Origin of the sequence: Rothia sp. (in: high G+C Gram-positive bacteria) (assembly GCF_015265375.1) — a bacterium.
GTDB lineage: Bacteria > Actinomycetota > Actinomycetes > Actinomycetales > Micrococcaceae > Rothia.
On sequence record NZ_JABZXW010000003.1, the window covers coordinates 20,682 to 33,804 of the forward strand.

The 13,123-nt window shown below is 59.3% G+C and carries 8 protein-coding genes; 2 read left to right on the top strand and 6 right to left on the bottom strand.

The features are described 5' to 3' along the window. Positions 1-55 precede the first annotated feature (55 nt). Together HXO69_RS01035 and HXO69_RS01040 are read left to right on the top strand one after the other, a co-directional pair. A complete protein-coding gene (locus tag HXO69_RS01035; protein ID WP_296544768.1) occupies positions 56-922 on the top strand; it encodes a carboxylesterase in 867 nt (288 codons plus the stop codon). Between the two features lie 154 nt (positions 923-1,076). Next, a complete protein-coding gene (locus tag HXO69_RS01040; protein WP_296544769.1) occupies positions 1,077-3,209 on the top strand; it encodes an AMP-binding protein in 2,133 nt (710 codons plus the stop codon). Between the two features lie 140 nt (positions 3,210-3,349). Here the strand turns inward: HXO69_RS01040 and HXO69_RS01045 are convergent, their stop codons facing one another. The 6 genes from HXO69_RS01045 to HXO69_RS01070 form a co-directional block, all read right to left on the bottom strand. Then, positions 3,350-4,807 carry a mycothione reductase gene (locus tag HXO69_RS01045; RefSeq protein ID WP_296544771.1) on the bottom strand — a complete coding sequence of 486 codons (1,458 nt, stop codon included), beginning with the start codon at positions 4,805-4,807 and terminating at the stop codon, positions 3,350-3,352. Positions 4,808-5,080: 273 nt separating this feature from the next. Beyond that, positions 5,081-5,893: a ParA family protein gene (locus HXO69_RS01050; RefSeq protein WP_296544773.1), complete on the bottom strand. Its 813-nt coding sequence runs from the start codon at positions 5,891-5,893 to the stop codon at positions 5,081-5,083. Between the two features lie 191 nt (positions 5,894-6,084). Beyond that, positions 6,085-6,732 carry a MerR family transcriptional regulator gene (locus HXO69_RS01055; protein ID WP_296544775.1) on the bottom strand — a complete coding sequence of 216 codons (648 nt, stop codon included), beginning with the start codon at positions 6,730-6,732 and terminating at the stop codon, positions 6,085-6,087. A 711-nt stretch (positions 6,733-7,443) separates the two neighbouring features. Further along, positions 7,444-8,217, bottom strand: coding sequence for a MerR family transcriptional regulator (locus HXO69_RS01060; RefSeq protein ID WP_070830439.1), 774 nt, complete (start codon positions 8,215-8,217; stop codon positions 7,444-7,446). Between the two features lie 596 nt (positions 8,218-8,813). Continuing rightward, positions 8,814-9,206 carry a glycine cleavage system protein GcvH gene (gcvH, locus tag HXO69_RS01065; protein WP_294627101.1) on the bottom strand — a complete coding sequence of 131 codons (393 nt, stop codon included), beginning with the start codon at positions 9,204-9,206 and terminating at the stop codon, positions 8,814-8,816. Positions 9,207-9,569: 363 nt separating this feature from the next. Next, positions 9,570-13,061: a bifunctional proline dehydrogenase/L-glutamate gamma-semialdehyde dehydrogenase gene (locus HXO69_RS01070; RefSeq protein WP_296544778.1), complete on the bottom strand. Its 3,492-nt coding sequence runs from the start codon at positions 13,059-13,061 to the stop codon at positions 9,570-9,572. Positions 13,062-13,123 lie beyond the last annotated feature (62 nt).

Sequence of the window (13,123 nt, forward strand, 5' to 3'; positions counted from 1 at the left end):
ACGCTATAGAGCCTGCACCTGCGTTCATATTCGCGCAGGTTGGCTAAGGAGGACCATGAGCATTTTCGATAACTCGTTGGAGCCGCTCAAGCGGATGCGCCGCAAGGCTCGCGAGCGCAGGCTTCTAGCAACCCAAAATGTTAAGGACTCCTTGGCGCGTCGCCTCGAGGGCGACCAGGAGACGTTCGATCACTCCCCCGTTTCTTTTACCCCTGACCATGCGCAGCATTCTGTGGGTATTTTGCTGGTGCACGGTTTTACGGGTTCGCCGCACAGTATGCGCCCGTTGGCTCAGCATTTTATGGAGCTCGGGTTTGCGGTGGAGATGCCGCTGCTGACCGGCCACGGCACCCGATGGCAGGATTTGCGTGATAGCACCTATGAGCAGTGGCTGGCTTCTGCCGAGCAGGGGTACCGCCGCCTGACCGATCAGGGTCTGCGTGTGGTGGTCATTGGCATGTCGATGGGTGGCACGGTGGCAACTCACCTGTCGGCGCGTCTGCCGGTGGCGGGTACGGTGTTGATCAACCCCTACATGGTGGATGTGAACCCGATGATGCGCCACGCGGGCAAGGTCTCTAAGGTTCTGCCGATGCTCAAGGCTATTGGCTCCGATATTGCGATTCCTGGCGTGAGCGAGGGTGCGTATTCTATCGTTCCGACGGCGGCGGTGCATCAGCTGCATCTTTTGGGTGCTGAGACGCGTGCGCTGATTCCGCAGTTGAAGGCGCCGGTGCTGTATGCGCGTTCACTGGGCGATCATACTGTGTCGGATAGCTCCCATAAATATTTTCTCGAACATTGTTCAGTTCCTGTAGAATTTAGGTGGCTGACCCGCAGCTACCATGTGGCAACGCTCGACTACGACGCCGAGTATCTTTTCTCTACCGTTCAAGCTTTTGTCGCATCCCTAAACCACTAAATTCTGATAGTTCCGCCCGCTGCACACCGGCGAATGCATCACCCGCCGCGGCGAGCAGAACAACCAGAAAGCCATCACGGCACCTCGAACCATCGAGGACAGCCCGCGGCACCGGATCCGCCACGGGCTCACGCCCTGATTCGAAAGGCGCATTATGAAAGTCTTCTCCGCTCCCGCTGAGGTTCTCGTCGACCCCTCGCTGAACCTGACAAGCATTGTTGAGCGCCACCGAGCCGATAGTTCCAACCCGGTGCTCTACCGTCGACAGATGTCGCCGGGTAACTGGCAGCCGGTTCGAGCCCAGCAGTTCCACCAGATGGTGACCGATCTGGCGAAGGGCATGATTGCTGCGGGTATCCGCCCGGGTGACCGTGTGGGCATTATGAGCCGCACCCGTTTTGAATGGACCGTCATTGACTTCGCGATTTGGTACGCGGGCGCCATCTCCGTGCCGGTGTACGAGACGAACGCTGCCGCCCAGGCGGCGTGGGCACTGTCCCATTCTGAGGCTGTCGCTATCTTTGTCGAGGATGAGAAGCTCCTGAATCGTGTGGCTGAGGCTGAGGAGTTCGCCTCCACGACTGAGGAACCCATGCAGTTGAAGCACCGCTGGGTCATTGAGAACGGCGACCTTGATACCCTCAGCGCTCGCGCGTCCGAGGTGAGCGATGAGCAGCTGGAGCAGGTACGTTCCGCTGCCGGCTGTGATGACATCGCGACCATTGTGTATACCTCCGGCACGACCGGCCGCCCCAAGGGTTGCGCGCTGACTCACGGCCACTTCCTAAACCTGAGTGTCAACACCAAAATGGTCGAACCCGAGATTGCGAACTCCCGCAACTCCTCCATTCTTTTCTTGCCGCTGGCGCACGTTCTGGCGCGTCTGATTCAGGTGCTGGCACTGGATGCCGGTCTGGTCATCGGTCACTCCCCCAATATTAAGAACCTGGCTGCTGACTTGGATAGCTTCAAGCCGACCATGCTGCTGGTGGTGCCCCGCGTCTTTGAGAAGGTGTACGAGGGCGCCATGGCGAAGGCGGCTAAGGGCGGCAAGTTCAATAAGTCGCTCTTTGAGCGTTCCACCGATATTGCGGTGCGCTGGTCACAGGCGAAGGTTGAGGGCCGTGTCCCGCTGAAGCTGGCGGCGCAGTACGCTCTCTACGACAAGCTGGTCTACTCGAAGCTGCGTGCGGCTCTGGGCGGCGAGCTGCGCTACGCGGTCTCCGGCGGCGGTCCCCTCGGCGAGCGCCTGGCGCACTTCTTCCACGCGGTGGGTGTGCAGGTGGTTGAGGGTTACGGCCTGACCGAGACCTGCGCCCCGATTGCGGCTGGCCGCATCAACCCGTACCAGATTGGCATGATTGGCCCGCTCATCCCCGGTTCCGAAGGCTACATCGCTGAGGACGGTGAGCTTCTGGTCCGCGGCGTGGGCGTGATTAGCAGCTACTACAAGAACCCCGAAGAGGACGCTCAGGCGTTCACCGAGGACGGCTGGTTCCGCACCGGTGACCTGGCTCGTTTCGATGAGCGGGGCTACCTGAAGATTGTGGGCCGCAAGAAGGAAATCATCGTCACCGCCGGCGGTAAGAACGTCATTCCGGGCATTGCGGAGAACCATCTGCGCACCTCTCCCCTGGTGTCTCAGGCGATGCTGGTCGGCGATGAGAAGCCGTTCATTGCGGCGCTGGTGACCTTGGATCCGGATACCCTGCCCGAGCAGCTCGAGCACCTGGGTCTGCCGCGTTCGCTCTCCATCCCGGAGGCTGCCGTTCACCCGGCGGTTCGTGCCGCAATTCAGAAGCTCGTGGATGAGGCGAACCAGCTGGTTTCCCGCGCCGAGGGTATTCGCGAGTTCCGCATCATGAACCGTGATCTGACCGAGGAAGATGGTTACCTGACTCCTTCGCAGAAGCTGCGCCGCGCGAAGATTCTGCAGGACTTCTCCTCCTACGTGGATGAGATGTACGGCAAGGTTTCCGATAGCACTTCGGATTCCTTGGCTCGCCTGCAGGAGTACGCTGCGGAGCAGTCTGAGAAGTTCGCTGAACTGCGTGAGCAGGCAGCCGAGCGTCTGCACGAGTATGCTGACCAGCAGACGGAGCGTCTTGCTGAGCTGCGCGAGCAGGCAGCTGAGAAGCTTGAGGAGCTGCGTGAGCAGGCGGCTGAGCGTATGCAGAAGCCGCAGGAAGAGAAGGCGGAAAAGGCAGAGGATGCTTCCGCTGAAGCTCCTGCTGAGAAGGCAGAAGCTAAGAAGGCTGAGAAGAAGCCTAAAAGCGACAACGACTAACCGGCTCCGGCTGGCATAACGAGAGGAGGGGGTCGTATCTAAGTGGTACGACCCCCTCCTCTCGTATATTGGCTCGTGTATGCTGACCGCCCAAAGCCTCGGCTTCCGGGCGTTATCTAGCCGGCGTTAGTTGGCGGGCGTTAGTTGGCAGGCTCGTCGAATTCCAGGCCGAGCAACGCGTTCTCAACGATTTCGGTCAGTGCCGGGTGAATCCAGTACTGGCCGCGTGCGAGGGTGCGCGCATCCATGCCGAAGCTCATTGCCTGCAGCAGCGGCTGGATGAGCACGGAGGACTCTTCACCGACCAGGTGCGCGCCGAGCAGCTCACCGTTGTCCTTGCGGGCAATCAGCTTGCACAGGCCGATCTTGTCTTCCATTGCCCAGCCGTAGGCGGTGTCGCCAAAGTTCTGTGCCTTGACGGTAATCTCATAGCCTTCACGCTCAGCCGCCTGGCGTGCCTGCTCTTCGGTCATGCCGACCACGGCGATCTGCGGGTTGGTGAAGACAGCACCGGGTACGTAGCGGTGGTCGCTTGCGCGCAGGTCCTCGGGGTGGCTGAGGTTGTGCTGCACGACGCGTGCCTCGTGGTTTGCCACGTGCTTGAGCTGGTAGCGACTGGATACGTCACCGAGGGCGTAGACGCCGGGTACGGGTGCGCCGTTGTAGAGCACGCGCTGGTACTTATCGACGCTGAGCTGACCGCCGTCCTGCACGTCGAAGTAATTCTTCGCGTTGAGGGTGTCGGTGTTGGGGCGGCGACCGGTTGCCACGAGCACAGCATCCGCAGGGATTTCGAGCAGCTCTTCACCGTTCTCGGTGGTGCCCTTCGCTACGACGGTCACGCTGCCGTCGGCGTTCTCACGGATTTCGGAGAGGCCAGCATTCTTGACGATGTTCCACTGCTTGCTTGCGGCTTCTTCGAAGCGTGCCACGACCTCTTCATCCACGCCGCGCAGCAGGCGGGAGGAGCGGTTCAGCTGGGTTACCTCGGTGCCGAATGCGGAGAAGACGTGGGAGAACTCTGCCGCAATCACGCCGCCGCCGATGACGACCATGCGTGCGGGCAGTTCGTCCATGCGCATGACGTTGTCGTTGGTATAGACCTTAGCGGAGTCAATGCCGGGCACGGGAGGCAACACGGCGCGGGAACCTGCCGCAATCACAATCTGGCGGCCCTGCAGGCGGGTGCCGTCGGTCAGCTCGATGGTGTGGGAGCCGACGAAGCGCGCGTACTGGTCGTAGAAATCGACGTTGGGCAGGCCGGCACGCCAGTTGCGGCCGCCTTCAGCGATCTGGTCGATGCGGGAGGCGAAGATACGGTCACGAATCTGCGCCCAGTGCACGGCGTCCACGTGTGCGTCGACGCCCAGGTGCTTGACCTCGCGGGTCTTCTGCGCGATAGTCGCCGGGTAGACGTACATCTTGGTGGGGATGCAGCCAACGTTCAGACAGGTGCCGCCAAAGATACCGCCGTCGACCAGGGCGACCTTCTTGTCGTCCCATTCGGGGCCGATGAGGGTGTTGCCGGATCCGGAGCCGATGACGATGAGGTCGTACTGTGCTACGCCGTCAATGCGTTCTACGTTCTCGATGCTCATGTGGTCCTCTCGTTTAAGGTGTTGAGGCTGGGCTCGTTCCCCAGCGTGCCCCTCGATGACGGGCTTATTTCTGTTACTGCCACTATAACGCGTGGAGGGTCTGGGCTATTCCCAAGATCTCATCTCATTGCCTGTTGATACGCAAAAGTGCGCCGTCCCAAGGAACACAGCGCTGAGAATACGGTGTTGAGAACACTGCTGTTTCTTGAGAAGACGCACTCAAGCATTGAAACTATTTGAGCCCGCGGATTAGCAAGGCTTAGATGTCTGCGTTTAGATGTCAGCCATGAGCCCTGCCAGCAGACGGGTGAAGTCAATGGCGGGGTCGACCGACTCTTCGTCGGGCCAAAAATGAATCGGGTAGGCGGCGCCCTGCGCACGCTGCAGCACGGGGCTTTCGGCGAGCACCGGATCTGCCACGAGCTCGCCAAAGAGGGAGCGCATTTCGTCACGGCGATAGCGGTGTTCGCTGTCGTTGGGGCGCATCTTATTGATGATGACGCCCGCACCGTCAATGCTGATGCCGCTTTCCTGCTGAAAGCGCACAATAGCGCGCAGGGTTCGTTCGGTACCTGCCACGGAGAAGAGGGAGGGCTCAGCGACCGAGAGGATACGCTCACTCACCGCCCAGCCCATCGAAGACAGGGTGCCGAGGAACGGAGGGCAGTCAATCAAGATGACGTCGTAGGCGTCCGCTGCCGCCTCCACCATGCGCTTGAATCGGCGGATGAACGGTGCGGCATCCTGGCGGTCCACGAGGGTGGAGCGTGCCGAGCCGCGCGCGACCTTCACGCTACCGGTGGTCACGGGGTTATTGGTCAGCAGGGTGGGCTTGCCGACAAGCGCATTCCAGGAGGAGCTACCGGCTTCCTCCGCGAAGGCACGCTCATTGGAGCTGGCAATCAGGGAGGCGACGTCAGGGATGGTTTCATCCACCGCCAGACCGGTGCTGGCGTCGCCGTGGGGGTCGAGGTCAATAACGAGTGTGGAGAGTCCGCTGTGTAATGCCGCGGAGGCAAGCCCCAAAGTGATGGACGTTTTGCCGACGCCACCTTTGAGGCTGCTGATACTGACGATGCGGGGCATGCAGGTCCCTTTTATGAGTGAGGTGTAATGCCCCTTTATTTTAGCGAATCTTCGCTTTTCTTCCGGCTCTGACAGGGGTGTATCTTGAGTTTTTTCTCAAGTGGGCATTGAATATTCCCTCGGGTTTAAAGCTTCAGACCGCGCTCGCCACCTGGCGGGTGGTAAACGCGGGCTGTTCTAAGTTTTATGTTTTATGCCTGTGCGCGGCGGGCACGGCGGGCGGCGAGTTCGTCGCCCTCGAAGTTTTCGTGCATTTCTTCGCCGGGCTGGCCGTTGAGGTTCATTTCGATTTCGCGCCAGACGCGACCGATAGCGATACCGAAGACACCCTGACCCGCCTGAACCAGGTCAATAACTTCGCTCGGGGAGGTGCATTCGTAGACGGTGGTGCCGTCACTCATCAGGGTAATGTTCGCGAGGTCGTCAATGCCGCGGGTACGCAGGTGCTCGATGGAGGTGCGAATCTGCTGCAGGGACACGCCGGTGTCGAGCAGACGCTTCACAATCTTGAGTACGAGTACGTCGCGGAAGCTGTAGAGGCGCTGGGTGCCGGAGCCGGATGCGCCACGCACGGTGGGAACAACTAGGTTGGTGCGTGCCCAGTAGTCGAGCTGGCGGTAGGTGATGCCGGCTGCCTTGCAGGCGACAGCGCCACGGTAGCCGAGATTTTCCTCGACAACAGAGACAGGGTCGGTGAAGAGCACGCCCTGTTCACCGCGCGGAGGCGGTGCTACGGGAAAGAGGGTGTCGAAGCCGTCCAGGGGCTGGTCGAAGCCCTGGGGTGCTTCTTGGGTGCCTGCGGCCTCGCCTGCATTTTCGGCTACCTGCTGCTCTAGCACGGTCCCTCCTTTTCGTTAAACCCTTTTAAGTGCTTCACCGCGCCCTATCAAATGCGGTCGATATCGTTCCGGTGTAGACCCGAGTTTCGGGTGAGATTCTAGGGTGGAGCCCTAGAATCTGTGTCTATGATTCGCGTGGTTCCTTTCGGTTCCGGCGCGGTTTTCAATGCTACACATTGGTTCGACAATACGATTCGCGGAACACGTCTCGATAGTGCGACCGATGCGCGATAGGCGCGGTTGTTCAATCTATTTTAACTGATAGAGGGCTCTACTTAAAATTGAACCCACCGGAGCGAATGATCTTTTCAGATTCATTCTCCAGCGTTAACACCTTATGAGGTGTCCCTCCCCCACTATCCCGTTCGCTTTTCCTGGGTATCCACCCCTCATGGGAGTTTAAAAAGTAAATGCGTACGGATAGGTAGTCCGTACGCATTTACAGCTGAGTTGAGTGAATAGCCTTGGCAGGCCGGGAGCCCCCTGGTGAGAAAGCTCTTCGTGTTGGACGAAGGGGTAGAAATTCCGAGCGTGCCAGCGTCGGCTTCGTCCAAGTCTAGAGGCCGCTACCCGTTGGTGCGGGCAGGGACTATAGAGGGAATCACCATGGTCAGCGGTGATTCCCGAGGGAAATCCCCGTTTGGGGAGAGCGGTAGAACCGCTCAGGGTTTACGAGCGGCAGACTGTCCGGTAGCCTGCGTCTTCGTGTGCCTACTCGTAGGTAGGCATTGCCGATTCAACGAGAGTTGCGTGCAGCTGCAGGCACAACTTGCGAATCTTGTCGGCACGTTCCTGCGCCTGAGCCTGGGAGGCTGCGTCGCGGCGCGATGCCAGCGGAGCCACTGCGATTTCCACGAGGGAGATTTCGCGGTCTGCCGCAGACTTGAATGCGCGCAGGTGGCGGGGCTGAATGCCGTGCTGGGTCAGCTCTGCGCTCACGCGGGCAATCAGCACGTCGTAGTCGGTGTATTCAACATCCGAGCCATCTTCGAGCAGTCCGAAATCAATCAGTTCACGGATCAGCTCGGGGGTGGTGTTAGCGTACTCTGCCAGCTCGCGCAGGGTGTAGGTGCGACCTTCCTGCTCATCCGGTCCGAGGACGCTGTCCAGGACGTCTTCGCTAACGGTGGCAGGCATGGAGTTCAGCACGCGACCAGCTTCCAGGTCCTCCAGATGCTGACGGATGACCTTGAGCGGCATGTAGTGATCACGCTGCATGGTGAGAATGTAGCGCAGGCGCTCAATGTCCGTCTGGGAGTACTTGCGGTAACCGGTTTCGGTACGGCTGGGGTGCACCAGACCGCGCTCCTCCAAGAAACGAATCTTGGATGCGCTAATTCCGGGGAACTCCAGGTCGAGCTGGCTAAGAACCTGACCAATGGTCCGGCTCTTAACGTCACGCGGGTTACGGTCAGAGTCGCCGTTCTCCACGTCCTCTAGTTCAACCTCAGCGTTAGTGAGGTTTTCATCGATGCGTGAGGTCATCTATGTCTTTCGGGTACTTTGTTCAGCCGATGTCGATACGAGCCGAAGTTTGAGTGAGTGGCTCGTTCCCCCGGTCGGGAGTCTCGCTTCGTGCCGAACATCTTTGCTTAGTGTTGAGAGTGTGATAGATAAGTTCAGTTGTTTATCACGAAATGATAAACCGCAAACCTTCGAGACAATCTTATAGCCTCACAAGGCATTTTGCTATTCAGTTCGCCCTTTTCAGGGGCTTTTTGAACCCAAAAATAGCCACACAATCAAACACTATCCAGTAGAGACAGTACCAATTTTAGCAAAATTCCAATACTTCGAGCGCGCATATCTCATATTGGACTGCTTTACGAGGAAAATTTTATCTTCTCGCGATAGTTGAAGTTTTCATCACATTTAACTTGAAAGAGGCTCCCACTAGGGGTTTAGCCTTCTTTCAAGCCCCTCAGATGGCTTCAGAGACCCTCAAGATGAACCTTAAATGCGCCCGTTTATTTGCGTTTGTGTGCACTTTAAATGAAAAACGGCGAGACCAATCGGTCTCGCCGTTTCATCAATACGTACCTCTCATGCTGAGGAACGCCAAAGCTATAGAGTCTATCGACTTAGAGCTTAGCCAGCTCAGCCTTGTACGCCTCTGCATCCAGCAGGTTAGCCAGGTCGTCAGCGTTCTCGGGGCGAATCTCAACAATCCAGCCCTCGCCGTAGGGATCGGAGTTGACCAGTGCGGGGTCATCCTCCAGACCCTCGTTGACAGCAACAATCTCACCGGAGATGGGAGCAAAGAGGTCAGAGACAGACTTGGTGGACTCAATCTCACCGAAGCTATCCTCAGCAGCTACAGAGTCGCCAACGGAGGGAAGGTCGACGTAGACGACGTCACCCAGTGCATCCTGAGCGTGGTCGGTAATACCAACACGGACGGTGCCCTCAGCGGTGAGAGCGGAAACCCACTCGTGCTCAGAAGTGTAAGAGAGTTCTGCGGGAACGTTGCTCATAGCAGCGGTGTCCTTTCAGTGTGTTCTTGCGTAGCGCGGACCGTCCCGCGCACGGTGTCGTTCCGTATGTGGGATGACGGAACGTCCTACACCAATTATCACATAAGAAGTAACGCGGGGCACGTCCAAACACCCCCGTACCACTTCTAAGACACTATATTTTCCTCTTCTTATTCGTGCACCTAACCATCCGCACCGTATTGGCTTCTAGGCGCCCTTCTATTCATCACTTCCACACACGGTTCTATACACAGGACTCTCTCCCCCGAGAGAGCCTAGCAAACACGCAAAAGGCTCAGGGCCCCACACCATGAAGGTGCAGGGCCCTGAGCCTAGGCTAGAGAGCTAAACTCTCACAGCGCCTTAGCGGGAAGAAATGACGCGCTCGGAGAAGCGGTTCGGGTTACCGAAACGGTGTGCGGTAATCGAAACAGCCTGCTCGCGGAGGAAGGGCAGCATCTCGATACGGCCAGCCTCGGTGACGGGTGCGAAGTACACTGCAACATCCGGGCGACCACCCAGTGCCGAGTAGATGGACTTCACGTCGTTACCGATGTAGCGGATACGGGTGCCTTCCAGCGGAGTACCAGCCAGTGCGCGAACCGGGGTCTTAGCGTTCGAAGCCAGGTACTCGCGGAACTGAGCGTCCGACTTGACTTCGTACTTGACGCCCTTGTTCTCGAGGACGCCACGGACGTCGACCGGCAGGTCCTTACCGACGGACAGAGCAACCGGTGCGTTAGCTGCCAGACCGGCGAGCACAACGCGCAGGGTCTCTGCTGCAGATGCGGACTCGTCTGCACGAACCAGAACCTGGGTGGGTACGTAGCGCAGGATGTTGCGCTCCACGCCCAGCTTCGAGGGATCGTGGCCGAAGCCGAACTCGGTGTCCCAAGCGTGTGCGTCAGAGGAGACACCGCGCTTGATGAATGCGAAGTCCTCGCGCTTGCCCAGTTCGGAGTTCTCGATGGTAGCCAGGGTCTCGCGGACGGTCACGGAGTGGGTGACAGCGGTTGCGGTTGCCTGTACGGGCTCCCAATCGGACAGAGCGATCAGGTAGCTGGGGCCACCAGCCTTGGTACCGGAACCCACGGTGGACTTCTTCCAACCACCGAAGGGCTGACGCTGAACGATTGCACCGGTAATTGCACGGTTGACGTACAGGTTACCTGCCTGAACCTTGGAGAGCCACAGCTCGAGCTCGTCAGCATCCAGCGAGTGCAGACCTGCGGTCAGACCGTAATCGGGTGCGTTCTGCAGCTCGATTGCCTCTTCCAGGGTGTCAGCGGTCATGATGCCCAGGATGGGGCCGAAGTACTCGGTCATGTGGTACTCGGAACCGGGCTTGACGCCTTCGCGAACACCGGGGCTCCACAGGCGACCGGTCTCGTCCAGCTCCTTGGGCTGAACGAGCCAGCGCTCGCCCGGGCCGAGGGCGGTCAGACCGCGCAGCAACTTCTCTTCCGGCTTCTGAACAACGGGGCCCATCTCGGACTCGATGTCCTGCGGGTGTGCCACGTGCAGGGAGCTGACGGAGTCAAGCAGCTGACGGCGGAAACGCTCGGACTGTGCCACGGAGCCAACCAGGATGACGGTGGAGCCAGCGGAGCACTTCTGACCTGCGTGGCCGAATGCCGAGTAGACGACGTCCTTGACGGCGAGGTCGATGTCAGCGTTCGGGGTGACGATGATGGAGTTCTTACCCGAGGTCTCACCGAACAGGGGCAGGTCATCACGCCAGGAGCGGAAGAGCTCAGCGGTCTCGTAACCACCGGTCAGGATCAGGCGGTCAACCTCGGGGTGCGAGATGAGCAGCTTGCCTGCAGCGCGGTCAACAACCTTGACGAGCTTCAGAACTTCCTTGGGAACGCCTGCATCCCACATGATCTCTGCGATCAGGGCACCGGTGCGAGCGGTGATGGTTGCGGGCTTGAAGATGACAGCAGAACCTGCAGCCAGACCAGCCAGAACACCACCGGCGGGGATAGCGGTCGGGAAGTTCCACGGGGGAACAACCAGGGTCAGGTCAACGGACTTGGGCTTTGCGCCGTCAATCTTCTCGAGGTCCTCAGCCAGCATTGCGTAGTAGTATGCGAAGTCGATTGCCTCGGAGACCTCGGTGTCGCCCTGCTCCAGGGTCTTGCCAGCCTCAGCTGCCATAACCTCCAGCAGGTCACCGCGGCGCAGTGCGATAGCCTTACCGACCTTGCGCAGAATCTCTGCACGCTCGTGGCCGGAGAGCTTGCCCCATGCCTTACCAGCTTCCTCAGTTTCCTTGATCAGCTTCTCAGCCTCAGCCTCGCTGGTCAGCTCGTTAGCCTTGAGGGTGTCGATGCCCAGCTTGGTGGTCTTGGAACGCTCGAGGATTGCGCGGCCCCACTCGCGGTTACCGGAGAGTGCGGGGTCGGTGTCGGGGGTGTTCTCGAAGCGGCCGGCCGGCACGAAGACGTTGTCCTCGTTCTCGGTCAGACGGTTCTGGGTGCGCTTGGAAGCGGGAACCTCGTCGGTGACGGAGTTCAGTGCACGCATGAAGCGGTCCTCTTCGCGCTTGAAGATGGACTCGTCGGTTGCCAGGTCGAAGATACCGGACATGAAGTTCTCGGAGGAAGCATTCTCCTCGAGACGACGGATCAGGTATGCGATAGCAACGTCGAATTCCTTGGGGTTCACGACAGGCACGTACAGCAGCAGGTGGCCAACGCGGCGGCGGATGATCTCTGCCTGCTGCTCAGCCATACCAATCAGCATCTCGAACTCGACGCGATCCTTCACGCCGCGGTCCTCGGACAGCAGCAGTGCGAAAGCAACGTCGAAGAGGTTGTGGCCTGCAATACCGAGGCGGACGTTCTTCACGTGCTCGGGGCGCAGTGCGTAGTCCAGAACGCGCTTGTAGTTGGTGTCAGCAGCCTGCTTGGTGTCCCAGGTGGTCAGCGGCCAGCCGTGCATAACAGCTTCCACGATTTCCATGGAGAGGTTTGCACCCTTAACCAGGCGGACCTTGATGCCTGCGCCGCCAGCAGCAACGCGCTTTGCGGACCACTCCTGCAGGTGCTGCATTGCAGCCAGGGTGTCGGGCAGGTATGCCTGGAGCACGATGCCTGCTTCCAGGTCCTTCAGCTGGGGCTGGTCCAGGATCTTGGTGAATACCTCAATGGTGAGGTCCAGGTCCTTGTACTCCTCCATGTCCAGGTTGATGAACTTCTTGGGGGAGGAAGAAGCAGCCAGCTCGTACAGCGGGGTCAGGCGGCGAACAGCAGTCTCAACAACCTCGTCGAATGCCCAGTGCTGGTGGGGGCCGGAAACTGCGGACACCTTGATGGAGACGTAGTCAACGTCGTCACGTGCCAGCAGGCGCTTGGTCTCAGCCAGGCGGTGCTCTGCTTCCTTGTCACCCAGAACTGCCTCACCGAGCAGGTTAACGTTCAGGCGGTTACCGGTCTTGGTCAGCTCTGCGATAGCGTCGCCCAGCTTCTCCTCAGAAGCGTCAACAATCAGGTGACCGACCATCTCGCGCAGCACGCGACGTGCAACGGGAACGGTGGGCCATGCAACCTTGCCAGCCAGCTTGCCGCCGAAGCCAACAGCGGACTTCATGTACCAGGGCAGGAAGGAAGGTGCCAGACCGGAAATGCGGGAGAGGTTGCGGCCGGAGACATTGTCGTCTTCGGGGCGAATAACGCCATCAACAAAGCCGACGGTGAAGGGAAGACCATTGGGGTCCTTCAGAACACCGGCGAGCTGCTCAGCTGCGAAGGTGGGCTTGATCGACTGGGACTCGTTTACCCACTGGCGAACAAGCTGACGAGCTTCCAGAGCCATCTTCTGGTAGTGCTCAGATGCGAAAGGATGGGTCATCCTTGACTCCTAACTATCTTACTGTGTGCGGTGCACACCACGTTTGGCGATGTCTCTATTTC

Coding starts and splice junctions, on each gene's coding strand:
- HXO69_RS01035 (WP_296544768.1), top strand. CDS start 56: ATGAGCATTTTCGATAACTCGTTGGAGCCGCTCAAGCGGATGCGCCGC.
- HXO69_RS01045 (WP_296544771.1), bottom strand. CDS start 4,807: ATGAGCATCGAGAACGTAGAACGCATTGACGGCGTAGCACAGTACGAC.
- HXO69_RS01050 (WP_296544773.1), bottom strand. CDS start 5,893: ATGCCCCGCATCGTCAGTATCAGCAGCCTCAAAGGTGGCGTCGGCAAA.
- HXO69_RS01070 (WP_296544778.1), bottom strand. CDS start 13,061: ATGACCCATCCTTTCGCATCTGAGCACTACCAGAAGATGGCTCTGGAA.
- HXO69_RS01040 (WP_296544769.1), top strand. CDS start 1,077: ATGAAAGTCTTCTCCGCTCCCGCTGAGGTTCTCGTCGACCCCTCGCTG.
- HXO69_RS01060 (WP_070830439.1), bottom strand. CDS start 8,217: ATGACCTCACGCATCGATGAAAACCTCACTAACGCTGAGGTTGAACTA.
- gcvH (WP_294627101.1), bottom strand. CDS start 9,206: ATGAGCAACGTTCCCGCAGAACTCTCTTACACTTCTGAGCACGAGTGG.